The sequence below is a fragment of the Actinophytocola sp. NPDC049390 genome (assembly GCF_044466355.1).
In the GTDB taxonomy this organism is placed as follows: domain Bacteria; phylum Actinomycetota; class Actinomycetes; order Mycobacteriales; family Pseudonocardiaceae; genus Actinophytocola.
The window spans coordinates 364,064-390,434 of the sequence record NZ_JBITMQ010000002.1; the positions used below are offsets into that span (position 1 = coordinate 364,064).

General features: G+C 71.0%; 27 protein-coding genes. 14 read left to right on the top strand and 13 right to left on the bottom strand.

The features are described from left to right. Positions 1-22: 22 nt before the first annotated feature. The 5 genes from ACIBVP_RS07855 to ribB are packed head-to-tail and all read right to left on the bottom strand — an operon-like array spanning position 23 to position 4,899. On the bottom strand, positions 23-1,108 hold the full coding sequence (locus ACIBVP_RS07855; protein WP_396105247.1) for an LLM class flavin-dependent oxidoreductase: 1,086 nt from the start codon (positions 1,106-1,108) through the stop codon (positions 23-25). Next, positions 1,105-2,064 (bottom strand): SMP-30/gluconolactonase/LRE family protein, encoded by a 960-nt coding sequence (locus ACIBVP_RS07860; RefSeq protein WP_396105248.1) that lies wholly within the window; start codon positions 2,062-2,064, stop codon positions 1,105-1,107. Before ACIBVP_RS07860 ends, ACIBVP_RS07855 begins: the two co-directional genes overlap by 4 nt. Further along, positions 2,061-3,167, bottom strand: a complete 1,107-nt coding sequence (locus tag ACIBVP_RS07865) for an LLM class flavin-dependent oxidoreductase (RefSeq protein WP_396105249.1) — start codon at positions 3,165-3,167, stop codon at positions 2,061-2,063. The genes ACIBVP_RS07860 and ACIBVP_RS07865 overlap by 4 nt, the downstream gene beginning before the upstream one ends. A gap of 5 nt (positions 3,168-3,172) precedes the next feature. Continuing rightward, positions 3,173-3,679, bottom strand: coding sequence for a flavin reductase family protein (locus ACIBVP_RS07870; RefSeq protein ID WP_396105250.1), 507 nt, complete (start codon positions 3,677-3,679; stop codon positions 3,173-3,175). 5 nt (positions 3,680-3,684) lie between these two features. Next, a complete protein-coding gene (gene ribB, locus ACIBVP_RS07875; protein ID WP_396105251.1) occupies positions 3,685-4,899 on the bottom strand; it encodes a 3,4-dihydroxy-2-butanone-4-phosphate synthase in 1,215 nt (404 codons plus the stop codon). A gap of 158 nt (positions 4,900-5,057) precedes the next feature. Between ribB and ACIBVP_RS07880 the strand changes: the two genes are divergently transcribed. The 3 genes from ACIBVP_RS07880 to ACIBVP_RS07890 are packed head-to-tail and all read left to right on the top strand — an operon-like array spanning position 5,058 to position 7,326. Continuing rightward, positions 5,058-6,080: a thiamine pyrophosphate-dependent dehydrogenase E1 component subunit alpha gene (locus tag ACIBVP_RS07880; RefSeq protein WP_396105252.1), complete on the top strand. Its 1,023-nt coding sequence runs from the start codon at positions 5,058-5,060 to the stop codon at positions 6,078-6,080. After that, positions 6,077-7,072, top strand: coding sequence for an alpha-ketoacid dehydrogenase subunit beta (locus tag ACIBVP_RS07885; RefSeq protein WP_396105253.1), 996 nt, complete (start codon positions 6,077-6,079; stop codon positions 7,070-7,072). The genes ACIBVP_RS07880 and ACIBVP_RS07885 overlap by 4 nt, the downstream gene beginning before the upstream one ends. 11 nt (positions 7,073-7,083) lie before the next feature. Further along, on the top strand, positions 7,084-7,326 hold the full coding sequence (locus tag ACIBVP_RS07890; RefSeq protein WP_396105254.1) for a lipoyl domain-containing protein: 243 nt from the start codon (positions 7,084-7,086) through the stop codon (positions 7,324-7,326). Here the strand turns inward: ACIBVP_RS07890 and ACIBVP_RS07895 are convergent. Together ACIBVP_RS07895 and ACIBVP_RS07900 are read right to left on the bottom strand one after the other, a co-directional pair. Then, entirely contained in the window at positions 7,310-7,627 is a 318-nt protein-coding gene (locus ACIBVP_RS07895; RefSeq protein WP_396105255.1) for a hypothetical protein, read from the bottom strand. The two genes, ACIBVP_RS07890 and ACIBVP_RS07895, sit on opposite strands and share 17 nt — an antisense overlap. Next, positions 7,621-7,872: a hypothetical protein gene (locus ACIBVP_RS07900; RefSeq protein WP_396105256.1), complete on the bottom strand. Its 252-nt coding sequence runs from the start codon at positions 7,870-7,872 to the stop codon at positions 7,621-7,623. The genes ACIBVP_RS07895 and ACIBVP_RS07900 overlap by 7 nt, the downstream gene beginning before the upstream one ends. A 208-nt stretch (positions 7,873-8,080) precedes the next feature. Between ACIBVP_RS07900 and ACIBVP_RS07905 the strand changes: the two genes are divergently transcribed. After that, a complete protein-coding gene (locus ACIBVP_RS07905; RefSeq protein WP_396105257.1) occupies positions 8,081-8,308 on the top strand; it encodes an ATP-dependent Clp protease adaptor ClpS in 228 nt (75 codons plus the stop codon). Beyond that, a complete protein-coding gene (locus ACIBVP_RS07910) occupies positions 8,305-8,811 on the top strand; it encodes a DUF2017 family protein (RefSeq protein ID WP_396105259.1) in 507 nt (168 codons plus the stop codon). The genes ACIBVP_RS07905 and ACIBVP_RS07910 overlap by 4 nt, the downstream gene beginning before the upstream one ends. On the opposite strand, the gene ACIBVP_RS07915 is transcribed toward ACIBVP_RS07910, so the two are convergent. Genes ACIBVP_RS07915 through ACIBVP_RS07925 form a run of 3 tightly spaced genes read right to left on the bottom strand, consistent with a single transcriptional unit; the run spans position 8,808 to position 11,227 of the window. Further along, entirely contained in the window at positions 8,808-9,728 is a 921-nt protein-coding gene (locus ACIBVP_RS07915; protein ID WP_396105260.1) for an SDR family NAD(P)-dependent oxidoreductase, read from the bottom strand. The genes ACIBVP_RS07910 and ACIBVP_RS07915 overlap by 4 nt on opposite strands. 10 nt (positions 9,729-9,738) lie before the next feature. Beyond that, positions 9,739-10,473, bottom strand: a complete 735-nt coding sequence (locus ACIBVP_RS07920) for an enoyl-CoA hydratase/isomerase family protein (protein ID WP_396105262.1) — start codon at positions 10,471-10,473, stop codon at positions 9,739-9,741. A gap of 34 nt (positions 10,474-10,507) precedes the next feature. Continuing rightward, positions 10,508-11,227, bottom strand: a complete 720-nt coding sequence (locus tag ACIBVP_RS07925) for a GntR family transcriptional regulator (RefSeq protein WP_396105263.1) — start codon at positions 11,225-11,227, stop codon at positions 10,508-10,510. A 205-nt stretch (positions 11,228-11,432) separates the two neighbouring features. Between ACIBVP_RS07925 and ACIBVP_RS07930 the strand changes: the two genes are divergently transcribed. Genes ACIBVP_RS07930 through ACIBVP_RS07960 form a run of 7 tightly spaced genes read left to right on the top strand, consistent with a single transcriptional unit; the run spans position 11,433 to position 19,092 of the window. Continuing rightward, positions 11,433-12,620 carry a CaiB/BaiF CoA transferase family protein gene (locus tag ACIBVP_RS07930; protein WP_396105264.1) on the top strand — a complete coding sequence of 396 codons (1,188 nt, stop codon included), beginning with the start codon at positions 11,433-11,435 and terminating at the stop codon, positions 12,618-12,620. Then, positions 12,617-13,381 (top strand): ABC transporter ATP-binding protein, encoded by a 765-nt coding sequence (locus ACIBVP_RS07935; protein WP_396105265.1) that lies wholly within the window; start codon positions 12,617-12,619, stop codon positions 13,379-13,381. The genes ACIBVP_RS07930 and ACIBVP_RS07935 overlap by 4 nt, the downstream gene beginning before the upstream one ends. Next, entirely contained in the window at positions 13,378-14,088 is a 711-nt protein-coding gene (locus ACIBVP_RS07940) for an ABC transporter ATP-binding protein (protein WP_396105266.1), read from the top strand. The genes ACIBVP_RS07935 and ACIBVP_RS07940 overlap by 4 nt, the downstream gene beginning before the upstream one ends. Positions 14,089-14,106: 18 nt before the next feature. Next, positions 14,107-15,162, top strand: coding sequence for a branched-chain amino acid ABC transporter permease (locus ACIBVP_RS07945; protein ID WP_396105267.1), 1,056 nt, complete (start codon positions 14,107-14,109; stop codon positions 15,160-15,162). Then, positions 15,162-16,280, top strand: a complete 1,119-nt coding sequence (locus ACIBVP_RS07950) for a branched-chain amino acid ABC transporter permease (RefSeq protein WP_396105268.1) — start codon at positions 15,162-15,164, stop codon at positions 16,278-16,280. The genes ACIBVP_RS07945 and ACIBVP_RS07950 overlap by 1 nt, the downstream gene beginning before the upstream one ends. Positions 16,281-16,283: 3 nt before the next feature. Further along, complete coding sequence (locus ACIBVP_RS07955; RefSeq protein WP_396105269.1) at positions 16,284-17,762, top strand: ABC transporter substrate-binding protein; 1,479 nt, start codon at positions 16,284-16,286, stop codon at positions 17,760-17,762. After that, complete coding sequence (locus ACIBVP_RS07960) at positions 17,752-19,092, top strand: amidase family protein (RefSeq protein WP_396105270.1); 1,341 nt, start codon at positions 17,752-17,754, stop codon at positions 19,090-19,092. The genes ACIBVP_RS07955 and ACIBVP_RS07960 overlap by 11 nt, the downstream gene beginning before the upstream one ends. Before the next feature lie 68 nt (positions 19,093-19,160). On the opposite strand, the gene ACIBVP_RS07965 is transcribed toward ACIBVP_RS07960, so the two are convergent. The 3 genes from ACIBVP_RS07965 to ACIBVP_RS07975 are packed head-to-tail and all read right to left on the bottom strand — an operon-like array spanning position 19,161 to position 22,955. Then, entirely contained in the window at positions 19,161-19,775 is a 615-nt protein-coding gene (locus tag ACIBVP_RS07965) for an acetoacetate decarboxylase family protein (RefSeq protein WP_396105271.1), read from the bottom strand. Beyond that, the gene (locus tag ACIBVP_RS07970; RefSeq protein WP_396105272.1) at positions 19,772-21,460 is read right to left on the bottom strand and encodes a GMC oxidoreductase; all 1,689 of its coding nucleotides are present in this window, start codon (positions 21,458-21,460) and stop codon (positions 19,772-19,774) included. The genes ACIBVP_RS07965 and ACIBVP_RS07970 overlap by 4 nt, the downstream gene beginning before the upstream one ends. Beyond that, positions 21,450-22,955 (bottom strand): flavin-containing monooxygenase, encoded by a 1,506-nt coding sequence (locus tag ACIBVP_RS07975; RefSeq protein WP_396105273.1) that lies wholly within the window; start codon positions 22,953-22,955, stop codon positions 21,450-21,452. The genes ACIBVP_RS07970 and ACIBVP_RS07975 overlap by 11 nt, the downstream gene beginning before the upstream one ends. A gap of 70 nt (positions 22,956-23,025) precedes the next feature. On the opposite strand from ACIBVP_RS07975, the gene ACIBVP_RS07980 reads away from it, so the two are divergent. Both ACIBVP_RS07980 and ACIBVP_RS07985 read left to right on the top strand, forming a co-directional pair. Next, entirely contained in the window at positions 23,026-24,063 is a 1,038-nt protein-coding gene (locus ACIBVP_RS07980; protein WP_396105274.1) for an AraC family transcriptional regulator, read from the top strand. Between the two features lie 10 nt (positions 24,064-24,073). Continuing rightward, entirely contained in the window at positions 24,074-26,290 is a 2,217-nt protein-coding gene (locus tag ACIBVP_RS07985; protein ID WP_396105275.1) for a LuxR family transcriptional regulator, read from the top strand. The last annotated feature ends 81 nt before the right edge of the window (positions 26,291-26,371 follow it).

The following is a 26,371-nucleotide window of genomic DNA, read 5'->3' on the forward strand; positions in this document are numbered from 1 at the left end:
ACTCCGGAGTTGTCGCGAGAGGTCAGGACAGCTTCGGCATTACCTCGGTGCCGATCAGTTCGATGGAGCGCATCACCTTCTCGTGCGGGATGTTGTACGACTGCACGAGCAGGAGCAAGACGTCGACGCCGACCGCTTCGTAGCGTCGGCACATGGACACGAAATGGTCGGGGTCGCCACAGAGGACGGTCTCGTTGTTCACGAGGTAGTCGAAGTCGAGGTCCGTCAGGTCCATGCCGCCGAGCAGCTTGCGGGCGTACTCGTAGCTGCCGAGGTTCGTGCCCTCCTGCCACGCGCCGAGTTCGGCGATGGTCTTCAGCGACGTCTGGATGTACCACGGGAACGCCTCACGGGAGTCATTGTGGGCCTCCGCCGTGGTCTCCGCGCAGTGGGCCTGCGCGAACGTCGCGATCCGGTTGTTGACGAACTTCCCGACGGGCTTCACCTGTTCGAGGCCCTCGTGGTACCGGCCGATGCGCTTGGTGAGCGCCTCCGGCGGCACCGCGACCGAGAACGACAGCAGGCCCAGCCCCTTCTGCCCGATGATCTCGTGGCTGTCCGCGCTGGAGCTGGCGCCCCAGATCGGCGGGTGCGGCGCCTGCATCGGCTTGGGCACGACCCCGCGCGGCGGCAGCTTGAAGAACTCACCGTCCCAGCTGAACTCCTCCTCGGTCCAGCAGCCGACGATGACGTCCAGGGCCTCCTCCCACATGGGACGCGTGTCCGGCGGGCTGATGCCGAAGCCCTCGATCTCCAGGCGGGTGCCGGACCGGCCGGTGCCGAACTCCAGGCGTCCCTTGGAGAGAATGTCCACGGTGGCCGCCGCCTCCGCCGCCCGCACCGGGTGGTTGTACGGGAACGGCAGCAGCCGCACGCCGTGGCCGATGCGGATGTTCTCCGTGCGGGCCGCGATGGCGCCGTAGAACACGCCGGGCGCGGAGGAGAACGAGTACTCGTCGAGGAAGTGGTGCTCGACGGTCCACACGCTGTGGAACCCGAGCCGGTCGGCCAGCTCGATCTGCTGGAGCGTGTTCTCGAACGCGTTGTAGGCGCTGTCCGGCCCCCACGGGCGCGGCACGGGCAGCTCGTACATCAGGGCCAGCTTCACGACGCCCCCTCGCAGGCTCCGGGGCGCCGCTCGCGGTCGCCCTGTGTTTGTTGATTCGCTCCGCAAGCTCCGCTCATGGCGGCGGCTCCCGCGATCGATCCGGTGTGGACGGTGCCGGGAGTCAGTCCCAGGTCGTAGGCGACGAGTTGCCCGATCTGGCCGAACGTGACGTACAGGGAACCGTCCGCACCGACACAGCAGTTGGTGGGCTGTGTGCCCTTGCCGGTCTCGATGGACTCCTTCAGCTCGCCGTCCACGTAGACGTGGATGGCGTCGCCGATGCTGCCGCACACGTACAGGGTGCCGTCGCCGTCGAACGCGAACCCGTCCGGCATGCCCGACGGCAGCTTCAGCACCTGCCGCGGCTCGCCGAACTCGCCGCCGTCCACCTCGAACGCGAGCACCTTGCGGGTCAGCGACTGGCTCAGGTACAGCCGTCCGTCCGGACCGAACGCGACACCGTTGGGCATCGCGGGCACCACGACGTGCCCGAGTTGCGTGCCGTCCGGTCCGATCGCGACGATCCGGCCCGGGCGGATGTTCCGCAGGTCCTCCCAGTTGGCGCTGTCGGTGACGTACAGCGTGCCGTCCGGGCCGAAGCACAGGTCGTTGGGCCGGTGCGGGGCGTCGCCGGGCAGCGTGCCGCCGACGGTCGTGACCGTCCCGTCGGGGTCGACGCGCTGCACGCGGCCGTCGAACTCACGCGGGGCGTGCCAGTAGCCGGTGCCCTCGGCGGAGAGCCCGCCGTTGTTGGCGACGTACACCTCCCCGGAAGCGCCCAGCGCGCTGCCGTTCGGCCCGCCACCGCAGTCACCGAGCACCGTGACGGCGCCGTCGGCGGCGACCCGGCTGACCGACTCGCCCTTCATCTCGACGACCGCGACCGACCCGTCACCCAGCCAGGTCGGTCCCTCCGGGAAGCGGAGTCCACTCGCGACGATCCGTGGCGCGGTCATGCCTGTGCTCCCGCCGCTTCGAGTTCCGCGAAGTCCACCGGCGGGACCTCCTTCAGGCGCGGCATGACCTCGCCGGCGAACAGCCGCATGTTGGCCTCCGCCATCTCGCGGGACATCCCGGAGAACGAGCAGACCGCGTTGAACCCGTCGTTGCCGACCTTGGAGCGGATGTCCATGATCCGCTCGTAGCACTGGTCGGGCGTGCCGTAGATCTGCAGCTCGATGAAGTTGTCGACGACCTTGCTGCTGCCCTTGTTCTGGATGTAGGACGCGAGCTTGCGGTAGTACTCGTAGCCCTGCGTGTTCGCGAAGTGCCGCCCGCCCAGCTCGTAGTGCGACATCACCGACTCGTAGTAGGCGCCGATGTACTCCTGCGCCATGTCCTTCGCCTTGACCGGGTCCTTGTCGCAGCACACCCAGCCGGTGACCATCGGGGCCGGGGCGTCGGTGCCCTTCAGCTCGCGGAACTGCTCGCGGTAGGTCCGCATGTCCGACGAGACCTCCTCCCAGTCCTTCTGGGGGTTGATGAGGATGCCGGCGCCGACGTCGGCCATGATCCGCACCGACTCCGGCGACACCGCGGCCGCGTACAGGCGGTTGCGGAACGACTTCACCGGCGCGGGCCGCAGGTCACGCTTGGGGATCTGGTAGTACTTGCCGTCCGCCTCCAGGACCCCGGTTTCCAGCGCCCGCAGCACGATCTCGGCCGACTCGACGAACCGCGCCCGTGACTCGTCCATCGGCACGCGCAGGCCCTCGAACTCGATGCGGCCGAGACCGCGGCCCATGCCGAAGACGAACCGGCCGCCGGACATCAGGTCGAGCATCGTCACCTGCTCGGCGACCCGGACGGGGTCGTGCCACGGCAGGATCACCGCGCCGGACCCCAGCAGGATGTCCTTGGTGCGACCGGCCATGTAGGACAGGAACTGCACCGGGTCGGGGCACATCGTGTAGGAGGTGAAGTGGTGCTCGACGCCCCACAGCATCTCGAAGCCGAGCGGCTCGGCGAGGTCGCACAGGGCCAGTTCGTCGCGGTAGACGCGCTGGTCGTCGCTCGCGTCGCCGCCGCCCTGGAAGATCGTGGTGTATCCGACTCGCATCGGGGTCAGACCCTTCGTGTTGTCGTGGGCTGGTCCCCCAGCCGCTGGTAGGTGCCGTGGCAGAAGACCAGCGGGCGCCCCGCCGATCGCGCCGACAGGTCGTGCACGTCCGCGAGGACGAACCGGTGGTCGCCCGCGTCGGTGACCGCGTTCAGCTCGCAGTCGAACCACGCGAGCGCGGTGTCCAGCACCGGGGAGCCCTTCGGCGAGGGGTGCCAGGCGACCCCGTCGAACTTGTTCCCGCCGGACGTCGCGAATGCGCGGCAGGTGGCCTCGTCGTCCTCCGCGAGGACGTTGACGGTGAAACGCCCGGTCGGCTCGATCCTCGGCCACGTCGTCGACGTGCGGTCGACGAAGAACCCGACGAGCGGCGGCCGCAGCGACACCGACACGAACGTGCCGACGGCGAGCCCGGCCGGTCCGCTGTCCGTCGCCGCCGCCACGACGGCCACACCCGTGGGCACGTGCCGCATGACCGACCGGAACCGGTCGGGACTCACGTCTTCCGCCATCGCGGTCACCACGGCTCCCGTCCGTCGGTGGTCCCGGTCGACGCCAGACCGAGGTCGTGGCCGAGCCGGACCTGCTTGGTGTGGAGGTAGTGCACGTTCTCCCGGGCCGGGACCGTCCGGAGTGGACGCGCGGTGACCCGCAGCCCGGCCGCGCGCAGCGCGCGCACCTTGTCCGGGTTGTTGGTCAGCAGCACCACGTCCGTGAGCCCCAGCCGGGTGAGCAACTCCGCGGCGGGCGCGAAGTCGCGGGCGTCGGCCGGGTGGCCGAGCCGCAGGTTCGCGTCCACGGTGTCCGCACCCCGGTCCTGCAGCGCGTAGGCGCGGAACTTGTCCGCCAAGCCGATCCCCCGGCCCTCGTGCCCGCGTTCGTAGACCAACACCCCGCGGCCCGCCTCGGCGATCGCCCGCAGACCGGACCGCAGCTGCTCGCCGCAGTCGCACCGCAGGGACTCGAACAGGTCACCGGTCGCGCATTCGGAGTGCACGCGCACCAGTACCGGGTCCGGTCCGGACAGGTCGCCCAGCGACAGCACCAGGTGCTCCGTGCCGTCGTCCTCGGTCAGGGTCGCGGTGAACTCGCCGTACGCGGTCGGCAACGGGATGTCCGGCACCTCGCGTTCCCGCTTGCGGGCGGCCGCGATGTCCGCGATCCCGATCACCGGCAGGTCGTAGCGGGCGGCGAACTCGGCGACGTCCTCGCCGCGGACCATGCCACCGTCGGGCCGGGTCAGCTCGCAGATCACCATCACCGGCTCGACTCCCGCCATGGCGCCGAGGTCGACCGCCGCCTCCGTGTGCCCGGCACGCCCGAGGACACCGTCGGTGTGCGCGCGGAGCGGGAACATGTGGCCCGGGCGGGAGAAGTCCTCCGGCCGGGCGTTCGGGTCCGCCAGCCTGCGGGCGGTGATCGCGCGGTCACTCGCGCACACCCCGGTGGTCGTGCGGTCGAGGGCGTCCACGGTGACGGTGAACGCCGTGCTGTGACGCTCGGTGTTGTCGGCGACCATCAGCGGCAGGTCCAGCGCGTCGGCGCGCTCGGCGGTCATCGGCACGCAGACGATCCCGGAGCAGTGTCGCAGCAGGAAGGCCATCTTCTCGGGTGTCATGTGCGCGGCCGGGAGCACGAGGTCCGCCTCGTTCTCCCGGTCGGCCGCGTCCACCACGACGACGAACTCGCCACGGGCGACGGCCTCGAGCGCGTCGTGCAACTTGCCAACCATTTCGCGTGACTCCTCGCGTCATCACTCGTGTTGACGACGACGGTAGCCGCACGGCACGTCTACGTCAACGTTTGTGTTGACTATTGCCAAAGCCGCTGGTCGGAACCTAGATTGACGACGCGGCGCCCGTTTCAGCCAAGGACACAGGAGTCCCGCCAATGACCGTCAGCACCGAGTCCGCCGCCCTCCCCGCCGAGTTCGCGGGCACCGAGGGACACGCGCTCGCCATCGAGATGATGCGCGGGATGCAGCGCGTCCGGCTGTTCGAGGAAGCCACCATCGCCCTGTTCCACGCGGGCGACCTGCCCGCGATGGTCCACCTCTCGATCGGACAGGAGGCCGCCGTCGTCGGCGCGTGCCTCGCCACCGAGACATCGGACTACATGACCGGCAACCACCGCTCGCACGGCCACCCGATCGCGAAGGGCGCGCGACTCGACGCGCTCATGGCCGAGCTGCTCGGCAAGGCGACCGGCGTGTGCGGCGGCAAGGGCGGCAGCATGCACCTGGCCGACTTCTCCGTCGGCAGCCTCGGCGAGTCCGGCATCGTCGGCTCTGCCATCCCGGTCGCGACCGGCGCGGGGCTGGCGGCCCAGGTGAAGGGCTCCGGGCAGGTCGCGCTGTGCTTCTTCGGCGACGGCGCCGCCAGCGAGGGCGTGCTGCACGAGTCGATGAACATAGCGAGCATCTGGCGGCTGCCGGTCATCTACTTCTGCGAGAACAACGGCTACGCGGTGAGCGTCACGGCGTCGGAGTCCCTGTCGGTGCCCGACGTGTCGATGCGGGCGGCGGGTTACTCGATGCCGGGTGTCACAGTGGACGGTCAGGACGTGCTGGCGGTCTACCGGGCGACGCTTTCCGCGGTGCGCCGGGCACGGGACGGGGACGGGCCGTCGCTCGTGGAGGCGAAGACGTACCGGTTCCACGAGCACGCGTACGGGTTGACAGTGCCGTCGCCCTACCGCGACCAGTCCGTCGTGGACAGCTGGTTCTCCACGGTGGACCCGGTGACGCTGTTCCACGACCGGCTCGTCGGCTGGGGCTTCGACGCCACCGAGCTGGCCGCCGTGACGGCGGCCGTGCGGTCCGAAGTGGACGCGGCGGTCGAGTTCGCCAAGGCGTCCCCGTTCCCGCCGCCGGAGGCGGCCTACACCGACGTGTACTCGGAGGCTTCCGCATGACCACGGCGACCCGTGCCAAGCAGCTCGGTTTCCTGCAGGCCATCAACCGCGCGCAGACCGAGGAGATGGCCCGCGACGAGCGGGTGATCCTGATGGGGCAGGACCTGCGCGCCAACGTGTTCGGCGCGGCCGCGGGTGCGCTGGAGACATTCGGCCCGTCCCGGGTCCGTGACCTGCCGCTGGCCGAGGCCGGGTCGATCGGCGTGGCGGCCGGTGCCGCGATGGCCGGCCTGCGGCCGATCATCGACCTGACGGTGGCGAGCTTCGTGTTCGGCGCCATGGACCAGTTCGTGTCGCAGCTCGCGAAGGCGCGGTACATGTTCGGCGGGCAGGCGACGCTGCCGGTGGTCGTGCGGGCCGCGCTGTACTACCACGGTGGCACCGCCGGCCACCACGCCGACCGGCCGTACCCGATGTTCATGAACGTGCCGGGCCTGAAGATCATCCTCCCGTCGACCGCGCCGGACCTGTTGGGCCTGCTGAAGTCCGCGATCCGCGACGACAACCCTGTGCTGTGCTTCGAGGACGCGAACCTGTGGGGCCGCAAGGGCCGCGGCCCGCTCCCCACAGCGGAGGACCACATCGTGCCGCTGGGGTCCGCGGCGGTGCGGCGTGCGGGCACGGACGTGACGATCGTGGGCATCGGACTGGGTGCGTTCCTGGCCGAGCAGGCGGCGTCCGAGCTGGCGGAGGATGGCATCAGCGCCGAGGTGATCGACCCGCGGACGCTGGTCCCGATGGACTGGCCGACGATCCTCGAGTCGGTCACGCGCACGGGCAGGCTCGTGGTGGTCGACCCGGCCAACCGCACGTGCAGCGCCGCGAGCGAGATCGCCGCCCACGTCACCGAGGAGTGCTTCAGCGCACTGCGTGGCCCGGTAGTCCGCGTCACGACGGACGACACGCACGTGCCGTTCAGCCCGGCGCTGGAGAAGCAGATCTACCCGAACAAGGACAAGGTCGTCGCGGCGGTGCGCCGCACGTTCGTCTGAAGGAGAACACGTTGGCACGACACGAGGTCAGGCTCCCCCAGCTGTCGATGGGCATGAGCGACGCCGAGATCGTCGACTGGTACGTCGAGGACGGCGAGGAGGTCGCCGAGGGCGCGGACCTGGTCGAGATCGAGGCGGAGAAGGCCCGGCAGGTGATCACCGCCCCGCAGTCGGGAGTGGTCCGGGAACTGCAGGGCGACAACGGCGACGTGCTGGAGGTGCGCGACCTGCTGTGCGTCATCGAGACCGCGTGATCGCGGCGGCGGCCGCGCGGATCTCCTCGTCCTGGACGAACGTCCGCCAGCCACCGGAGTCCGCCAGCCTGCGCGGACTGCTCTCGACGGCACGCGCGACGGCGAGCACCGGCTCGGTCGCGGCTCCCATGTCGGCGAGGTAGCGCAACGCGGCACGCCGCACCGGGAGGACGTCGCCGTCGACGAGCGGCCGGACTTCGTCCGTCAGCACCGCGCGCGCTTCGGCCGTGTCGCCGGTGACGCGCCACAACGCGTGCGCGGACTCGACCCGCACCCAGTCGTCACCGGACCTGATCAGCACGCGAAGGGTGTCCGTGGCCCGGGCGGCCGCCGGGCCGATCCCACCGAGCGCCTTCGCCGCCGCGCGCAGGTGGCGGGCCGGAAGAGCAACCGGTCGAGGACCGGCGCGGCGACGGTGGCCGCCGGACCCCACGCGCCGAGCACCGCGCACAGGTTCGACACGAGGTGCTGGTTCGGCTCGGTCTCCAGGCGGGTCACCACGGCGTCGAGGAGGACGCCTGCGTGGTCCGGCAAGGAGACGAGCACTCGTGCACGGCGGGCGACGACACCACGTGACCATCGCGTGGGAAGTGAGTCTCGACGGTGCCGAAGCCGAGGCCTGGCCCGGTCAATTGCTCGACCAGCCCGCCACGCAGCGCGGGTCGTGCAGGCGGGACAGCGCCCACACGGCCGCGTCGCCGACCCGGTCGACGCCATCCCACATGGCCGATCACTGTACGGTTAGCATGCGCGCGTGTTCAGAGTCGCGTTGCACAACGACCATGTGACCTGTTTCGAAGTTGTCGTGCACTACCTGCAAACGCTGTGTTCCTTCTCGTTCGACGACGCGCTGGGTCTGACCAGGCGGATCGACCAGGACGGGACGGCGGACGTGGCGGAGCTGCCGGGACGGGACGAGGCCGAGCAGCTCGCCGTCGCGTTCCAGCGCCGCGGCATTCACGCATCGGTGCGCACGGCGTGACCGACGACGAGGTCCAGTACGGGATCACCGACGACTTCGACGCGGTCGCCGTCAGCGACGGGATCGCGGTGCGGATGACGGACAACGTGGCCGAGACGCTGACGGAGATGATGCGCCAACTGCTGCGCCTCCTGGAGGACGATCGGGTGGAGCCCCGCGGCCGGTTCCGCCGCGGCCGCTCACCGGAGGCGGTGCTGCGCGACATGTTCCCCGACGCCTACCGCGACCGTCGCGAGGCGCAGTCGTTCCGGCAGCGGCACGCGCGCGTCCTGCGGGACACCGCCGCGGTTCGGCGGGTTCGCGACCGGGTCGTCGCGGGCACCACGCACGTCATCGACCAGGCGGAGATCGACGACTGGATCATCGCGCTCGGGCTGAGCCGGTTCCTGTTCGAGCGCAGGAACGCGCGGAAGACCAACGAACTGGGCTGCTGGATCAGCCACGTCCAGGCCATGCTGGCCGCCACCATCAACCCGAGGTTGACCGGCCTTCACCGGGACTAGCGCGGCGCCATGCGGAAGTCCGCCAGATCCGGGTAGTTCGCCCGGATCAGGTCGATCTCGTCCATCGCGCAGCTCGGGACCGCCGCCACGCGTTCGTCGGCCGCCACCTCGGACAGGACCGCCGCGGCCGACTCGTCGTCCAGGCTCGGGTCGAAGTGGCCTTCCGTCGCGGCGAGCAGGAGGCGGGAGACGCGGCCGCCGCCCGCCGAGATCACCTCGCCGGTCACCGTGGCCGACGGGTGCGCGAGTGCGAGCACGACCGCGGACACGAACGCCGGGTCGAGCTTGTCGTTCAGCCGCCCGTAGACGTCCGCCGCCATGCGGGACTGGGCCACCGGGGCGATCGCGTTCACCCGCACGCCGTGCGCGGTGCCCTCCAGCGCGAGCACCCTGGTCAGGCCGACGACGCCCATCTTGCCCGCCGCGTACACGCTCGACCGCTGCTGCCCGAACACCCCGACCGCCGACGTCGTGTTCACCACCGCGCCGCCGCCCTGTGCGACGAAGTGCCGCCACGCGGGCAGCAGCAGGTGGAACGCGCCCAGCAGGTGCACCGACAACGACGCCTCGACGTCGGCGTACCTGACGTCCGTGAAGTGGTTCGTCCTGGCGATGCCGGCGTTGTTGACCAGCACGTCCAGCCTGCCGAACGCCGCGACCGCCTGCGCCACGACGGCCTCGCCGCCCGCCAGGGACGCCACACTCGCCTCCGCCGCCACCGCCTCTCCCCCGGCGGCACGGATCTCCTCGACGACCCGCCGTGCCGGGCTGTCGTCGTTGGCGACACCGTCGACGCCGACGCCGATGTCGTTCGCGACGACCCGGGCGCCGCGCGCGGCGAGGTCGAGTGCGTACCGCCTGCCGAGCCCGTTGCCCGCGCCCGTCACGATCGCGACCTGTCCGGTGAAGTCGAGCATGTCGTCTCCTCTACCGTGCGCGCCGAGCCGTGAACTCCGCGAGGGACTGTTCCTCCAACGCCAGCCCGTACCCGAGGGCCTCGTCCGCCGCCGCCTTCAGATGGCGGTTGAGCACGGACTTCGTGCTCCGCAACGCGAACGGCGACAACGTCGCCCAGCGGGTGGCGAGCTCCCGCGCCGCTGACAGCGGGTCCGCGACCACCTCGTGCAGCAGACCCGCCGACACCGCCTGGTCCGCGGTGAGCAGTTCGCCGTTCAGCACCAGGTACTTGGCGCGGTTCAGGCCGACCAGCACCGGCCACAGCGCCGCGCTGCCGTTGCCCGCGGTGACGCCGCCCAGCACGTGCCGGTCGCCGACGCGAGCCGTCGGCGCCACGAACGCCACGTCCGCGAGGCTGGCGAGGATCGCGCCGAGCCCCAGCGCGTCCCCGTTCACCGCGGCGATCACCGGCTTGTCCAGGTCCAGCAGCGTTTCCACGATCAGCCGGGCCTCCTCGATCGGTGTCAGCCCGGTGAGCGTCGTGAACGTCCGCGTCGGGCTGCTGTCGCCGCCACGGCAGAACGTCGTGCCCGCGCCCGTGAGCACGACGACACGCACGTCGGGATCGCGACCCATGTCGGCGAAGACGCGTGTCAGCTCCGAGTGCATGGCGTCGTCGACGGCGTTGCCGTGTTCCGGGCGGTCGAGGGTGAGGGTGGCGATGTATGCATCCACAGTGGACCGAATCCGCGTGTAGTCCGCCATGGTCGGCGATTGTATGCAATCGCTGGTGCGAAAACTACTCCTCGCCGTCGAGGTTCCGCAGGATCTGGTCCCGGCCGAGCATGATGTGCTCGTGCATCAGCTGCGCGGCCCGCACCGGCTCACCCTTCGCGATCGTGTCGCGGATCAGCTGGTGGAAGAGGTTCGACCGCTCCAGTTCCTTCGTGGAGAACTCCCGCAGCGCCTCGAACACCAGCGGTGCGTCGACCGCGCTGCTGAGCAGGTGCGCGAGCCGGGTGTGCCTGCTGGCGGCGATGATGGCGGCGTGCACCCTGCGGTTGGCCTCACCGATCAGGCGGGTGCGGTCGAGGCGGTCGAGGTCCTTGCGCCGCATTGCCTTGCCGAAGTCGCGGATGCCGGCGTCGATGGCGGCGACGTCGTCCGGCGTGGCCCGCGCCGCGGCCAGCTCCGCCGCGTACGACTCCAGCCGCGCACGCAGTTCGTACAGGTCCAGCACGTCACCACGGTCCAGTGACCGCACGATCGCGCCGCGGTTGCGTTCGGTGATGACGAGCCCGTCGGCGGCGAGCATCCGCACCGCCTCGCGCACCGGCGTGCGGGACAGGCTCAGCTCGGCGGCGATCTTCGCCTCGATGAGCCGCTCCCCGGGTCGCAGCCTGCCTTCCACGATCCACGAGCGGATGGAGCTGTAGGCGAGCACCGGGCCCGCCATGCCCTCCTCCGGCAGCGGTCCCCCGCCGTACGCCGCCGCCACACCGTTGTCGTTCGCACCCATGACCAACACCCCTCACTGCCCGCTCGGGCGTGCAGAGTACGCGGCCGGTGACACCGAGTGCCCGGCGACGGGCGCACGCCATCGCAGGTGGTCGTCAGCATACAATCGGGGATCCGCGTCAACAAGAGTGCTGACAAACCCTTGTCTCGATCTCCGGATTGTGTGCAATATGTGCCCACTGTCGATTCAGGAGGGTGGCGCGGAGTTGGGTCCCCTGAGCGGAGTCAGAGTTCTCGAACTGGGCAGCTTCATCGCGGGCCCGTTCGCAGGCCAGTTGCTCGCCGACTACGGCGCGGAGATCATCAAGATCGAACCGCCGCGGACCGGCGATCCCATGCGGCACTGGGGAATCACGAAGGACGGCGAGTCCCTGTGGTGGCCGGCGATCGCGCGGAACAAGAGGTCGGTGACCGTCGACCTGCGGAGTGACCGGGGACAGCGCCTGGTGCGTGACCTCGTCGCCAACTGCGACGTGGTGCTGGAGAACTTCCGGCCGGGCACGATGGCGCGGTGGGGCCTCGACTACGAGAGCCTGCGTGCGGTCAACCCGGGCATCGTGGTCGTGCACGTCTCCGGTTTCGGCCAGTCGGGGCCCAACGCGGGCCACGCGGGTTTCGGCAGCGTGGCCGAGGCGGTGGGCGGCATCCGGTACACCACCGGGTCCCCGGACGACACTCCGGCACGCGCGGGCATCAGCCTCGGCGACTCGCTCGCGGCGTTGTTCGCCGTCATCGGCACACTGGCCGCGCTGCGGGAACGGGACACCAGCGGCGAAGGCCAGGAAGTCGACGTCGCGATCTACGAGGCGGTGTTCGCGCTCATGGAGTCGATGCTCGCCGACTACCACGTCGGCGGGGTCATCCGCACCCGCAGCGGCAGCGTCCTCCCCGGCGTCGCACCGTCCAATGTGTACCCGACCGCGGACGGCGCGGAGGTGGTCATCGCCGCCAACGCCGACTCGGTGTTCGGCAGGCTCACCGAGGCGATGGGCAATCCCGACCTGGCCGTCGACCCGCGGTACGCGACCCACCAGGCACGCGGCGCGGCGATGGCGGAGCTGGACACGCTCGTCGCCGCGTGGACGAAGTCGTACGACAGCGGCGAACTGGTCGAGCTGTTGCAGCGGCACGGCGTCCCGGTCGGGATGATCAACACCGCGGCGACCATCCTCACCGACGAACACTTCGCGGCTCGCGACATGATCCTGTGGCGCCAGGCCGCGAACGGCACGGAGCTGCCCATGAACGGCGTCGTCCCCAAGTTCTCCCGCACCCCGGGCGAGATCGAACGCACCGGCCCGGCGCTCGGCGCGGACACCGACGCGGTGCTCACCGCACTGGCGAACGTCGACGAGAACGAGCTGGCCGACCTCCACGCGGAGGGGGTCGTATGAGTGACCTACTCACCCTCGAAGACGTCACTGTCCGGTTCGGCGGTGTCGCCGCGCTCGACCACGTGTCGTTCTCCGTCCGCACCGGACAGATCGCGGCGCTGATCGGTCCGAACGGCGCGGGCAAGACCACCGCGTTCAACGCGATCAGCCGCCTCGTCCCACTCGCCGAAGGCCGCGTCCACTTCGACGGCACGGATCTCGCCCGCCTCGACGCGGCCGCGCTGAGCGGCATGGGCGTCGCCCGCACGTTCCAGAACCTCGCGCTATGGCCCGGCATGACCGTGCTGGAGAACGTGATGGTCGGCAGGCACGCCCGTGGCAGGGTCGGGTTCGTGTCGGCGCTGTTCGGCCGACCGGCCCGCAGGGAGGACCGTGAGGTGCGGGCCCGCGCCTACGCGATGCTCGACTACTTCGGCATCGCCGACGTGGCGCACCGCGAGTGCAAGGGTCTCCCGTTCGGCACGTTGAAGCGGGTGGAGCTGGCCCGCGCGCTGATCGCCGAGCCCCGGCTGCTGCTCCTCGACGAACCCGCGGGCGGTCTCGCGCACGGCGACGTCCGCGAGCTGGGCGAGCTGCTGCGGCGCCTGCGCGAGGAACACGACATGACGCTGCTGCTCGTCGAACACCACATGCAGTTCGTCATGGGCATCTCGGACTACGTGGTCGCGCTCGACTTCGGCCGCAACCTCGTCTCCGGGACACCCGCCGAGCTGCGGGACTCCCCCGAACTCGTCGAGGCCTACCTCGGGACACCGGTATGACCGCGCTCCTGGAACTCAACGACGTCCGCGCCTTCTACGGTGACGTCGAATGCCTGCACGGTGTCGACCTCACCGTCGACGACGGCGAGGTGGTCGTCGTGCTCGGCGCGAACGGCGCCGGCAAGACCACGCTGCTGCGGTCGATCTGCCAGCTCGTGCGCACCGAGGGCGACATCTCCTTCGGCGGCAAGCGGATCGGCGGCAAGTCCACCTACGACGTGGTCCGCCGCGGCGTGTCGATGGTCCCGCAGGGCCGCGGCACGCTCGTGGACCTGTCCGTCGACGACAACATCCGCGCGGGCGGGTACGTCCGCCGCGACAGGGACGTCGAGTCGGACGTCCGCTACTGGTACGAGGTCTTCCCCCGGCTGGCGGAGCGGAAGTCGACGTCGGCGGGCAGCCTGTCCGGCGGTGAGCAGCAGATGCTCGCCATCGCGCGGGCGCTGATGAGCCGTCCCACGTTGCTGCTGCTGGACGAGCCGTCGCTCGGGCTGGCGCCGATCGTCGTGCGGCAGTTGTTCGACGTGCTGGCCCGCGTGTGCGCGGAGCGGTCGGTCGCCATGGTCGTCGTCGAGCAGAACGCGGCGCTGGCACTGGAGATGGCGCGCCGCGGCTACGTCCTGGAAGCGGGCACGGTCGCCGTCACCGGCCCCGCCGACCAACTGCGCGACGACGAGTCCGTCCGCCGCGCCTACCTCGGTTACTGACACCCAAGGGAGGGTGCCGTGACGATCACGACCACCGACAGGGCCGGGACACCGACCGGCCGGACACCCAGGGGCGGTGACGTCCTCGCCGCGCGCAGGCGCCGTTCCGCCACCCGCAGCCTCGGCGTGGTCGTCGCGCTGCTGGCCGCGTTCTCCGTGTACGCGATCATCGACGGCGGACTGACCCTGTACCTGCAGCGCGTGATCGACGGCGCGACCAACGGCGTGCTGTACGCCATGGTCGCGCTGGCGCTGGTGCTGGTGTTCAAGGCCACCGGCGTCATCAACTTCGCGCAGGGCGCGATGGCGATGGTCGGCACGTTCCTCGCGTTCACGGCCGTGGACAAGTGGGGCCTGCCGTTGATCGTCGCGATCGTCGTCGGCATGGTGATCTCGGCGGCGGCCGCCGCGGGCATCGAACGGACGCTGGTCCGGCCGTTCGACCCGAGCAACCACCTGGCGATCACGATCGTCACGCTCGCCCTGTACCTGGCGTTCAACGCGCTCGCCGCGCTGCTGTGGGGGTTCGACCCGCGTGGCTTCCCGACGCTGTTCCCGCACGACGCGGACGACTACCTGTCGATCGGCGGCGCCCGGCTGTACTACACGAACCTGGGCACCGCGTTGCTCGTCGGCGTCGTCGTGCTGGTGCTGCACCTCGTGCTCTCCCGTGCCCGGCTAGGGCTCGCGTTCCGGTGCGTTGCGTCGAACCTGGAGTCGTCGCGGCTGCTCGGCATCCACATCGGACGGACCGTGCAGAGCAGCTGGGCCATCGCCGCCGCGGTCGGCACCCTCGCGGGTTGTCTCGCCGCGCCCACCACCTACCTGGACCCTACGTTCATGGACAAGATCCTCGTCTACGCGTTCGCGGCAGCCACCCTCGGCGGGCTCGACAGCATCGCGGGCGCACTCGTCGGCGGGGTCGTCGTCGGCTTGTCGATCGCGTTGCTCACCGGCTACATCCCCGCACTCGGCGGCCAGTTCGGCCTCGGCTGCGCGTTCTTCGTGATCATCGCCGTGCTCCAGTTCAAACCCTCCGGCCTGCTCGGCCGCCGCACCCAGGACCGTGTTTGATGGCCAGGTTCACCATCGAGGAAGGCAGCACGGCGCACCGCAACCTGCGCTGGGGTGGTGGCCTCGCCGCCGCCGCGGTCCTCGTCGTCCTGCCGCTGCTGATCCCGTCCGTCGCCCAGATCGAGACGCTCACGCAGATCGTGTGCTACAGCGTCGCGATCCTCGGGCTCGGGCTGCTCACCGGGCACTGTGGACAGATCTCGCTCGGGCACAGCGCGTTCGTCGGCATCGGCGGGTACACGACGGTCATCCTCGTCGCCGACCACAACTGGCCCTACCTGGCCACGATCCCGGTGAGCGTCGTGCTCTGCCTCGTGGCCGGCGCGCTCGTCGGCATCCCGGCGCTGCGCATCCGCGGGCTCTACCTCGCGACGGTCACCCTCGCCGTCGCGGCGCTGTTCCCCGTGCTCGTCAACAAGTTCCCGAGCTTCACGGGAGGTCCCAACGGCAAGTTCGCCGCCGAGGAGATGACGGCGCCGGACTGGTTCTTCGTCAACCCCTACACCCCGACCGGCCCGCCGACCGACCACTACTACGCGATCCTCGCCGTGGCCGCGCTGATGTTCCTGATCGCGGGCAACATCGTGCGCAGCAGGATCGGCCGGGCCATGCACGCGGTGCGCGACGCACCGCTGTCCGCCTCGGCGGCCGGGGTCAGGGTCGCACCGGTGAAGATCTTCGCGTTCGCGGTCAGCGCCGCGTTCGCGGGCGTCGCGGGTTCGCTGCTCGTGATCCAGGTGCCGGCGGTCTCCGACGCCCGGTTCGACCTGTACCTGTCCATCTTCCTGCTCGTCGCGCTGATCGCCGGGGGCAGCGCGTCGATCTGGGGCGCGATCCCGGGCGCCATCGTGTTCGTGGTCCTGCGCACCTACATCGCCGACTGGGCGGAGTCGCTCGACCTGCTCAGCGGCCGACCCGACGGCGGGCAGATCGTCGGCATCGCCTCCGGCGCGCTGCTGATCGCCTTCGTGTTCCTGTTGCCGGGCGGGGTGATCGACGGACTGGCGCGGCTGCGCCGCCGGGTCCTCGAGATCGTCCCCCGGCCCCCACACGACTGGGAGCGGTACCGCTTCGCCGCGCCGTCCCGGACCGAACAACCGGCTGTGAGAGAGAGCTGAACCATGACCCGATCCACCTGGCAACGGTGCCTGGCGATCCTGGCGGTCACCGCCGCCACGTCCGCGCTGGTGGCGTGCTCGCACGAGGAGGCGAAGCAGGCCGCGGAGGCGCAGAAGTGCGGCCCGTCGTCGTCGAAGCCGAAGGACGCCACGTCGCCGGACGACGGCACGATTCCCACACCCAACCCGGACGCGAAGAACTGGGGCCAGTCCGACGGCTGTGTCTACACCGGACCCGGTGACTTCACGCTCGACCTGACCGACTGTCCGTCGAGCTTCGACAACAACGCGGGCATCACCGACGACGAGATCCGCCTGTTCACCAGCATGCCGCACTCCGGCGCGCTGGCCGCGTACGGCGCGATCAGCGAGGGCATCAAGACGTACTTCGACTACGTCAACCGCAACGGCGGTGTGCAGGGCCGCAAGATCAGCATCGACGTGAAGGACGACCAGTACCAGCCGGACCAGACGCGCAAGAACGTCGAGGAGGCGGTCCAGTCCGGTGAGTACGCGGCGAGCTTCGCGGTCCTCGGTTCGCCCAACAACCTGAACCTGATCGACTACACGAACAAGAACTGCGTCGGCCACTACATGGTCGCGGCGTCGGACAACGAGTTCGGCGACCCGACGAACCACCCGTGGACCACCGGGTTCGGCCTGGACTACTACAACGAGAGCGGCATCTGGGCCACCTGGATCAAGGAGAAGTTCCCGCAGGGCGCGAAGGTCGCGACGATCTCGATCGGCAACGCGCTCGGGCAGGCGTACATCAACGGGTTCAAGCGAGCGGTCGCGCAGACCGACGGCATCGAGATCGTCGACGAGCAGACCAACGACGTCACCGCGCCGAACGTGGACAACGAGGTCACGAGCGCGGCGGCGTCGAAGGCGGACGTCGTGGTGCTCGCCGAGGCGGGCACGTTCTGCACGCAGGCGATCGGTGCGATCGAGAAGTCGTCGTGGGACCCGGTCGTGGTCGCGGCCCAGCCGTGCGCGCAGATCCAGACGACCTACGCACCGCTCGGCAAGCAGGGCCTGACCGGCAACGGCACCAACGTGGTGCGCTACTACTACGCGCCGACCGACCCGGACAACACGAACGCCGAGTTCGCGAAGCTGTACACCGACACGGTGACGGCGGCCGGGCTGGACGCGAAGAACGCGCAGATCGCGAACGGCTGGTTCTGGGCGTGGTACATCGTGCAGGCGCTGCAGGACGCGTCGGTGATGAAGGGCGGCCTCACCCGCGCGAACATCAACATCGCGGCACACTCGTACACGTCGACGTACCCGCTGATGATCAAGGGCGTCGAGGGCAGCGTAAGCGGCACGCAGGACGCGTACCCGTTCGAGGCGGGCGGCATGTACACCTACACCGGCGCGACGCCGAGCACGACCGGGCACTTCGAACCGGCGGGCCCGCTGATCGACAACGGCGGCAAGCTCGGCAACTGGGAGAAGGCCAAGGGTGGCAACTGATGCCCGCGGGCTGGCACGGGCCGTGGCGACACGGTCCGTGTCCAGCCGCGAGCTGGTCACCGAACACCTGGCCCGGATCGCGGCGTCGGACCTGAACGCCGTGGTCACGGTGGACGCGGCACGCGCGCTGGCGGAAGCGGCGGCGCTGGACGCACTACCCGAGCCCCGCGGCCCACTGCACGGCGTCCCGATCACGGTGAAGGACGCCATCGCGACCGCCGGTCTGCGGACCACCGGCGGCTCGCCAGAACTCGCGCACCACGTGCCGGAGTCGGACGCGCCTGCCGTGGCCCGGCTACGGGCGGCGGGCGCGGTCGTCCTCGGCAAGACGAACGTGCCGACCTGGTGCGGCGACATCCAGACCTACAACCCCGTGTTCGGCACGACACACAACCCGTGGGACGTGACCCGCACACCGGGCGGCTCGTCTGGCGGCAGCGCGGCGGCCGTCGCGGACGGGCTGTCCGCGTTCGACCTGGCGTCGGACATCGCGGGCTCGATCCGCATCCCGGCACACTTCTGCGGCGTGTACGGGCTGAAACCGTCGGTCGGCGTCATGCCCGGCGAGGGCTACGTGGACCACGTCGGCGCAGGCGCGGTGCCACCCGACGGCAACGTGCTGGGACCGATCGCCCGCAGCGCGGACGACCTGGCACTGGTGATGTCGGTACTGGGCGTGCCGACAGGTCCGGTGCCGACCACGTTCCGGGTAGCGACCTGGCTGGACGACCCGTCATGCCGGGTGGGCAACGAGGTCGCGACCGTGCTGGGACGAACGGTGGACACGCTCGCGACGGCGGGCATGCGGATATCGACGCCACCACCACCCACCACCTTCGACGAGCTGTGGGCACTGCACCTGGACATGGTGCTGGCGGCGGTGGCCTACAACCTGCCGGAGAACGGGGTGCCCGAGGCGACCGCCACCCACCGCGGGTGGCTGGCGCGGGCAGAGGACCGCGCACGGGCACGGTCGGCCTGGTCACGCTGGTTCACCGGGTACGACGTACTGCTGATGCCGGTCACCGCGATGCCCGCGTTCCCACACGACCAGGAGGGCGACATCGGATCCCGCTCACTCGAGATCGACGGCGAGACCCGCCCGCACATGAGCACGATCGGGTGGTGTGGGTTGATCAGCGTGCTGGGCCTACCGTCGGTGGTGATGCCGGTCGGCCTGACGCCCACCGGGCTGCCGGTAGGCATGCAGGTGGTGGCACCACACGGCCACGACCACGTGGCGGTGGCCTTCGCGAAAGCGGCGGCGAACATCCTGGACATTGAAGACCGCATGCACCCCTCGAACGGCCTGCGTCTTTCAGGGCGTTGAACCGCCCGCGAAAGCGGCCCCAGCCCCGCGCACAAGCCCCCCCGGAGGGAAAACCACAAGAAAACCGGTCAATCCCGAGGCCCAAACCGCAACCCGAAATCCACCGCCGCAACAGTGACAAACGGCCGATACGACCCAAGCCACTCCAACGAACCACCAACCCGCCAACTCCCCCGCGCCAGGCACACACGCCCGGTAGCCCGCAACGGAGTCCGCGCCAACACACCACCCAACGTCTGCCAAACAACCGCCCGCAACGGAACCGGCAACCGCACCCCAACCCGCCCCACCTTCACCCGAGCCTCCGCCACCACCGTCCCATCCACCCGGGCAACCCCCCGGAACACCGGCTCGTGAGCCACCTCGAACGAAGCCATCTCCTTGGGAATCCCCCACAACTCACGCCCACCAGCCCGAGAAGCGGCGCTGTCCACCCAAATCGACGTGATCGACACCCCAGGCACGACACCACGCCGAACCACCGGCGCGGCCAGCAACTCGTGATACGGCAACAACCCACCCGGCTGATAGTCCACGAACCCCGTCGCGACCACAGACCGACCGAACACGGACACCGGCCGCACCCCGGACGGCAACGGCGGCAACACCCGAGTGGGCACCAACCACAACGACACGTACCCGAGCCCCCGCAGATCCCAAGGCTCCGGCGGATAAGCAGTCATCGGCCACCCTCCCGAGCAACAACCGTCAGCCGCAACGCCCCAGGCGCCGACGACGGCACCACAGGACTTCCCGGCGACACCGGACTCAACCGCCGATAACCGGCACCCAACGCCGGCCGAGGATCGACCTCCCCCTTGTTGGGCCACAACGACATCGCACGCTCGGCCTGCGCGGTGATGGTGAGCGCCGGATTGACGCCAAGGTTCGCCGAGATCGTCGACCCGTCCACGACATGCAGACCGTCGTGACCGAACAAACGGTGGTACGGGTCGACAACCCCGGTCTCCGGCGACGTCCCGATCGGGCACCCCCCGATGAAGTGCCCGGTGAGCGGAATGTTCGCCAGATCGGTCCACGCACCACCAGGAATGCCCTCGATCTTCTCCGCCATCCGACGGGCCACGTCGTGCCCGGCGGGAATCCACACCGGGTTCGGCTCGCCGATCCCCTGCTTCGTCGTCATCCTCCGGCGCCCGAACAGACCACGCCTCGTGTACGTGGTGAGCGAGTTGTCCAGGCTCTGCATGACGAGCAACCCGATCGAACGTTCCGACCAGCGGCGCGGCAGGAGCAGCCGGGGCAGGTCGCGACGACGGCGCACCATCTCCCGCAGGCCCAGCGCCCAACGGCGACGGCCCGTCTCCGGGTCGACCAGCACCGTCATGAGCAGACCCATGATGTTGCTGCCCCGCCCGTAGCGCACGTTCTCGACGTGGGTGGTCGGGTCCGGGTACATCGACGACGTGATCGCGACGCCGACGGAGTGGTCGACGTCGTCAGTGCGGGTCTTGACGCCCAGCACGGCCTCGGAGTTGGTCCTGGCGAGCGTGCCGAGCCGGCCCGAGACACCGGGCAGACTCCCCCGGTCACGCAGCCGGTGCAGAAGTCGTTGCGTACCAAGGGCGGCGGCGGCGAACACGACCTGGTCGGCGGTGAACGTCCGGGCGCGGGCGCCACCCGTCCGTCGCGTGTGGACGACGTAGCCACCACCCGGCCGCGGCCGCACGTCGGTGGCGGTGGTCAGCGCGTGCACCTCCGCGCCCGCCTTTTCCGCCAGGTACAGGTAGTTCTTGACGAGCGTGTTCTTCGCGCCCTGGCGGCAGCCCGTCATGCACGAGCCGCAGTGCGTGCACCCGGTCCGCGACGGTCCCGCGCCGCCGAAGAACGGGTCGGGCGCCGCCTTCCCCGGCCCGTCGCCGAAGTACACGCCGACGTCGGTGGGGCGGAACGTGTGGCCGACGCCGAGGTCCCCGGCGACCGCGCCGAGCACGCGGTCCGCCGGGGTGCTCGTGGGGTACCTGGTCACGCCCAGCATCCGCTTGGCCTGGTCGTAGAACGGCGCCAGCTCGGCACGCCAGTCAGTGATGTCCGCCCACTGCGGATCGCGGTAGAACCGGTCCGGCGGCTCGTACAGCGTGTTCGCGTAGACGAGCGAACCGCCGCCGACGCCGGCGCCGGACAGCACCAGGACGTCCTTGAGCAGGGTGATCCGCTGGATGCCGAAGCACCGGAGCGCGGGCGCCCACAGGTAGTCGCGCACCCGCCAGCTGGTCTTCGCGAACTCGTCGTCCGCGAAGCGCCTGCCCGCCTCGAGCACGCCGACCCGGTAGCCCTTCTCGGTCAGCCGCAACGCGGTGACGCTGCCGCCGAAACCGGAGCCGATCACCAGCACGTCATAGTGCATCCGCGCGCTCCCTGCCGCTTTCGGTCGCGGTGCCGGTCTCGACGACCGCGTACTCGCTGACGTCCAGCCGGGCGGTGCGCTCGCGGTACTCGCGCACGAGACCCGGCCAGTTCGTGGTGATCCGGCCGTTCTCGCCGCGGTACCAGCTGTCGCACCCCGCCCACACGCTGCGGCCCAGCCGGGCGCGCATCTCGGTGTCGAACCGGTCGGCCGCCGTCCGTTTGACGTCCACATAGGACCCCGGACGTGCGGCGACGAGCCGGACGAGGTCGCGGATGTAGCCGAACTGGCCCTCCATCATCGCGATGATCGAGTTGCCGCCGAGGTTGGTGTTGGGGCCGTAGACCAGGAACAGGTTCGGGAAGCCGGGCACGGTGATGCCGAGGTGGGCGCGGGCGCCGTCGGCCCACTCCTCGTTCAGGTCACGACCGCCGAGCCCGCGGATCGTCATCGGGGCGAGGAAGTCGGTGGCGGTGAACCCGGTGCCGTAGACGAGCACGTCGGCCTCGTGCACGCGCCCGTCCCCGGTGCGGACGCCGTTCGGGAGGATCTCGGCGATCCGTTCGGTGACCACGTCGACGTTCGGCTGGTTCAGCGCCGGGTACCAGTCGTTGGAGAAGAGGAGCCGCTTGCACCCGATGCGGTAGTCCGGCTGGAGCCGGGCACGCAGTGCCGCGTCGGGGACCTGGACGTGCAGGTGCAAGCGGAAGATCGAGTCGAGGACCCGGCCGAGCGGCAGCCACGTGGTGAGCGCGGTCGTCAGCAGTTCGCCGATGCCGAAGGTCGCGCCCCTGCCGACCTGCTGGCTGGCGGGCAGCGCGGTGAACATCCGGTGGTGCCACGGCCGGTAGGCGCGGTCCGGCTTGGGCACGACGTAGGGCGCGGACCGCTGGAACACCGTCACGCGGGCGGCCGAGGGTTGGATGCGGGGCACGAACTGGATCGCGCTGGCGCCGGTGCCGACCACCGCGACCGCCTTCCCGGCCAGGTCGACGTCGTGGTCCCAGCCCGCGGAGTGGAACGCGGGTCCGGTGAAGGTGTCCGCGCCGGGCAGGTCGGGCACGATCGGCCGGGACAGCTGGCCGACAGCCGGGACCAGCACGTCGGCGGTGACGGTCGCACCGCCCGCGACGTCCACCCGCCACACGCCGCGGCGCTCGTCGAACGCCGCGCCGGTCACCTCGGCACCGAACCGGACCCGGTCGAGCACGCCCTCCGCCTCGGCGGTCCGGCGCAGGTAGGCCAGGATGTCGGCCTGCTCGGAGTAGCGGCGCGGCCAGGTCCGGTTGGGTGCGAACGAGTACGAGTACAGCGACGACGGCACGTCACACGCGGCGCCGGGGTAGGTGTTGTCGCGCCACACGCCGCCGAGGTCGGCGGCCTTCTCGAGGATCGTGACGTCGGTGAACCCGGCCCGGCGCAGCACGCAGGCGACGCCGATGCCGCCGAACCCGGCGCCGATGACGACGACGGACGGTGTCGTTGTGCTGGCCACAGGGTGACGCTAGGGGGCGGGCGGGCGCCTCGGCCAGACAACAGCGGCCAGGCGATCCATAATTTCGGCCATGACGTCGTTGGCCGAGTCCGCGGTGCGGCACTGGGACTTCCCGCGCGGTGTCGCGGGCACGAGCGTGCTCGTGCGGTTCGGCGCCCGCCACGGGCTGTCCGAACGCGCGTTGCTGGCGGGCAGCGGCCTGGCCGCCGCACAGCTGGCCGACCCGTCCGTGGAGGTGGAGGCCCGGCAGGAGCTGCGGGTGGTCCGCAACCTGGCCCAGGCGCTGCCCGACTCCGGGGTGGCGGCCGGCCGCGAGTACCACGCGACGACGTTCGGGATCCTCGGCTTCGCGTTCCTGTCCAGCCCGACGATGCGGGACGCGGTCGCGGTCGCGCTGCGCTACTACGACCTCAGCTTCGCGTTCAGCATCCCGGAGGTGACCGTCGCCGACGGCCAGGTGCGGCTGGCGCTCGACGACCGCCTGCTCCCCGCCGACCTGGCCCGCTTCCTCGTCGAACGGGACCTGGCCGCGATCCACACGGTCGTCGACGAGTTGCTGCCGACCGGGGTGCCGCTGACCGGGCTCGCGTTCCGCTTCGCCGAACCGGCGACGACCGGCCAGTACGAGCGCACCTTCGGGTTGCGTCCGACGTTCGGCGCGCCCGCGAACGTGGCCACGTTCGACGCGTCCTACCTCGACGAGCCGCTGCCGCTGGCGGACGCGCACACCGTGGCCATGTGCGAGGCGCAGTGCCGGGACCTGGTGGCGCGACGCCGGGCCAGGACCGGCACCGCGCACCAGGTCCGCGAGCGGCTGACCCGTCTCGGCGCGCTCGGCTCGCCGATGCCCGCGATCGCGCGCGAGCTGAACCTGAGCACCCGCACGCTGCGGCGCAGGCTCGAGGAGGAGGGCACGAGCTTCCGCGCGCTGCTCGACGAGGTGCGCGAGGCACTCGCGGAGGAGCTGCTCTCGATGGGCGCGGTCCCGGTCGAGGACGTCGCGGTCCGGCTCGGCTACGCGGAGGCGTCCAGCTTCATCCACGCCTTCAAACGCTGGAAGGGCGTGACACCGACGGCGTACGCCCGCCGACGGGCCGTCCCGGAGTAGCGTCTCGCGGGTGACCGTGGTGGTGGGCGTGGACGGCGCGGGGCGGACCCACCGCCTCCGCACGATCCTCGCCGCCAACGGATCCGGCTGGTGGTTCACGGGTGTGGAGGGGCTGGCAGCGGCCCGCGACGGGCTCGTGGTGGTCGACGACGCGCACCGGCTCGACGCGACCGCGCTGCGTGCACTGACCGCGGCGGCGCGCACCGGAACGCGGCTCGCGATCTCCCGCCGCCCCGCGATCACCAGCCGGGAACTGGCCGAACTCGACGAGCTGGCGGCCGCGGACGGGGTCGAGGTGCTGGCGCCGCTCGACGTGGACGGGGTGGCCACCCTCCTGGCGACGGCAAGCGGGCGGCCGGTGTCCCCGGACGTCGCGGCGGAGGTGCGTGCGGAGTCGGCGGGCATGCCGGTCGTGGTGGCGTTGTCACGGGACCGGGACGCGCTGGTCGCCAGGACACAGCGCGTTCTCGCCCTGCTCCCGGCGGAGGCGCGGTCGGTGGCGAAGCTGCTGGCGCTGCGCGTCGACCTGCCGGACGAGGTGCTCGGCGACGTCATGCCGACGCTGCGCGAGGCCGGTTTGCTCGTGCCCGGTGGCGAGCGGATGATCCCCGCGCTCGCGGACGTGGTGCTGGCCGAGCTGTCGCCGCCCGAACGACGGTCCCTGCACGACACGGCCGCCCGCGCCATGCTCGCCGCCGGTGCCGACCCCGTGACGACGGCGACCCAGCTGCGTGCGGCACACATCCGCACACCGGCCGCGGCGGCGGTGTACCTGCTGGCGGGTGAGCGGACCCGGTTCACCGACCCGGCGGCCGCGCTGTCGTGGTTCGACGACGCCGCCGACGCGGGCGCGGACCCGGCCGCCGTCGCGCCGGGCAGGGCGGAGACCGCCACGCTCCTCGGCCTGCCCGCGGACATCGAACCCGGGACGGGGCGTCTCGCGCTGGCCGCGGGAGCGGCCGCCGCGCACGACGGCCGCGCGGCCCGCGGCGCGGACACGCTCCTGACCGCGCCCGCGCCCGGCCCGCTGCTGGCGGTCCCCTTGCTGGCCGCGACGGGACGGCTGGCGGAAGCCAGGCGGGCCGCGGCGTACGTCGCCGAAGAGGTCGTTGCCGGTCAGCCGCGGCCCCCCGAACGGGTTGCGCCCCGTACCGGCCCGCTGGCCCGGTTCGCGATGGCGGCGATCGTCGCGGCCGAGAACCCCGCGTCCGCCGTTCCTCTCCTCATCGAGGCGGCCGAGGACGTCGAGCGGGCTACCCCGGTCGCCGTTCTCCCCGACACCCCGCACGCCATCGGGGCGATCACCGCCGTCGCGACCGGTGACCTGGCCACGGCCGAGCACCTCCTGACCCGTGCGCTCACCACCGCGGTCGGCGGCCCCGCCGCCGAGGAACGGCACCGGCTGCTGCTCGCGTGGGCCCGCATGCGTGCGGGCCGGTACGACACCGCGCTCGCCGAGCTGCGCCGCACCAGCGACCCACCCGGCCGCGAACGCCTGCTGCGGGCCGCGCTCAGTGCGGGCATCGCGCGCCGCCGCGGTGACATCGCCGGGCTGCACGCCGTCTGGGACGCCGTCGAACCGGTCCTGGCGCGCCAGGCGGTCGACCTGTGGCAGCTGGCAGCCGTCGAGGAACTCCTCGTCGCCGCCGCCCGGTTGCGGCACCGTCGCCGCATCGAGCCGGTGCTCGCCGCGCTCGACGAGATCGTCACACCCGCCTGGCGGCCCGCGCTCGGCTGGCTGCGCGTGCAGGTCGCGATCGCCGACGACGACCCCGAAACCGTTGCCGCGCAACAGCTCCCTGGCGTGCTGGGGCAGGCGGCCGCGATGTGGGCGACCGTGCTGGCGGGCGGGGCGGTCGACCCGGACGCCGTCAGCGAACTCACCGAAGCGCTCGCGGACCGGCAGCTGCCGTGGGAGGCGTCGCGGCTCGCGGGCCAGGCCGCGATCACCACCACCGACCCCGCCGCCGCGCGCAGGCTCCTCGAACGCGCGCGGGAACTGTCCGAACCCGACAAGACGATCAGCGCGGAGAGCAGCGGCCTGTCCGAACGGGAACTGGACGTCGCCCGCATGGTTCTCGCGGGCAGCACCCACCGCGAGATCGGGGCGCAGCTCTACATCTCCCCCAAGACCGTGGAACACCACGTCGCGCGCATCAGGAGCAAGCTCGGCGCCACCTCGCGTGCGGAGCTGCTGGCCATGCTCCGGGACATCGTCGCCGAGTGACCGGGTGAGCGCGGACCGAGAGATTCGGTCACAACCGACACGGAAGCCCCGTTCCACCGATCTACCCCCTAGCGGCCCCCA

What these genes read in the sequence shown, in the direction of transcription:
- ACIBVP_RS07860 (WP_396105248.1), bottom strand. Translation starts at nt 2,064, where the DNA reads ATGACCGCGCCACGGATCGTCGCGAGTGGACTCCGCTTCCCGGAGGGA.
- ACIBVP_RS07865 (WP_396105249.1), bottom strand. Translation starts at nt 3,167, where the DNA reads ATGCGAGTCGGATACACCACGATCTTCCAGGGCGGCGGCGACGCGAGC.
- ACIBVP_RS07870 (WP_396105250.1), bottom strand. Translation starts at nt 3,679, where the DNA reads ATGGCGGAAGACGTGAGTCCCGACCGGTTCCGGTCGGTCATGCGGCAC.
- ribB (WP_396105251.1), bottom strand. Translation starts at nt 4,899, where the DNA reads ATGGTTGGCAAGTTGCACGACGCGCTCGAGGCCGTCGCCCGTGGCGAG.
- ACIBVP_RS07880 (WP_396105252.1), top strand. Translation starts at nt 5,058, where the DNA reads ATGACCGTCAGCACCGAGTCCGCCGCCCTCCCCGCCGAGTTCGCGGGC.
- ACIBVP_RS07885 (WP_396105253.1), top strand. Translation starts at nt 6,077, where the DNA reads ATGACCACGGCGACCCGTGCCAAGCAGCTCGGTTTCCTGCAGGCCATC.
- ACIBVP_RS07915 (WP_396105260.1), bottom strand. Translation starts at nt 9,728, where the DNA reads ATGCTCGACTTCACCGGACAGGTCGCGATCGTGACGGGCGCGGGCAAC.
- ACIBVP_RS07920 (WP_396105262.1), bottom strand. Translation starts at nt 10,473, where the DNA reads ATGGCGGACTACACGCGGATTCGGTCCACTGTGGATGCATACATCGCC.
- ACIBVP_RS07925 (WP_396105263.1), bottom strand. Translation starts at nt 11,227, where the DNA reads ATGGGTGCGAACGACAACGGTGTGGCGGCGGCGTACGGCGGGGGACCG.
- ACIBVP_RS07935 (WP_396105265.1), top strand. Translation starts at nt 12,617, where the DNA reads ATGAGTGACCTACTCACCCTCGAAGACGTCACTGTCCGGTTCGGCGGT.
- ACIBVP_RS07940 (WP_396105266.1), top strand. Translation starts at nt 13,378, where the DNA reads ATGACCGCGCTCCTGGAACTCAACGACGTCCGCGCCTTCTACGGTGAC.
- ACIBVP_RS07950 (WP_396105268.1), top strand. Translation starts at nt 15,162, where the DNA reads ATGGCCAGGTTCACCATCGAGGAAGGCAGCACGGCGCACCGCAACCTG.
- ACIBVP_RS07955 (WP_396105269.1), top strand. Translation starts at nt 16,284, where the DNA reads ATGACCCGATCCACCTGGCAACGGTGCCTGGCGATCCTGGCGGTCACC.
- ACIBVP_RS07965 (WP_396105271.1), bottom strand. Translation starts at nt 19,775, where the DNA reads ATGACTGCTTATCCGCCGGAGCCTTGGGATCTGCGGGGGCTCGGGTAC.
- ACIBVP_RS07970 (WP_396105272.1), bottom strand. Translation starts at nt 21,460, where the DNA reads ATGCACTATGACGTGCTGGTGATCGGCTCCGGTTTCGGCGGCAGCGTC.
- ACIBVP_RS07980 (WP_396105274.1), top strand. Translation starts at nt 23,026, where the DNA reads ATGACGTCGTTGGCCGAGTCCGCGGTGCGGCACTGGGACTTCCCGCGC.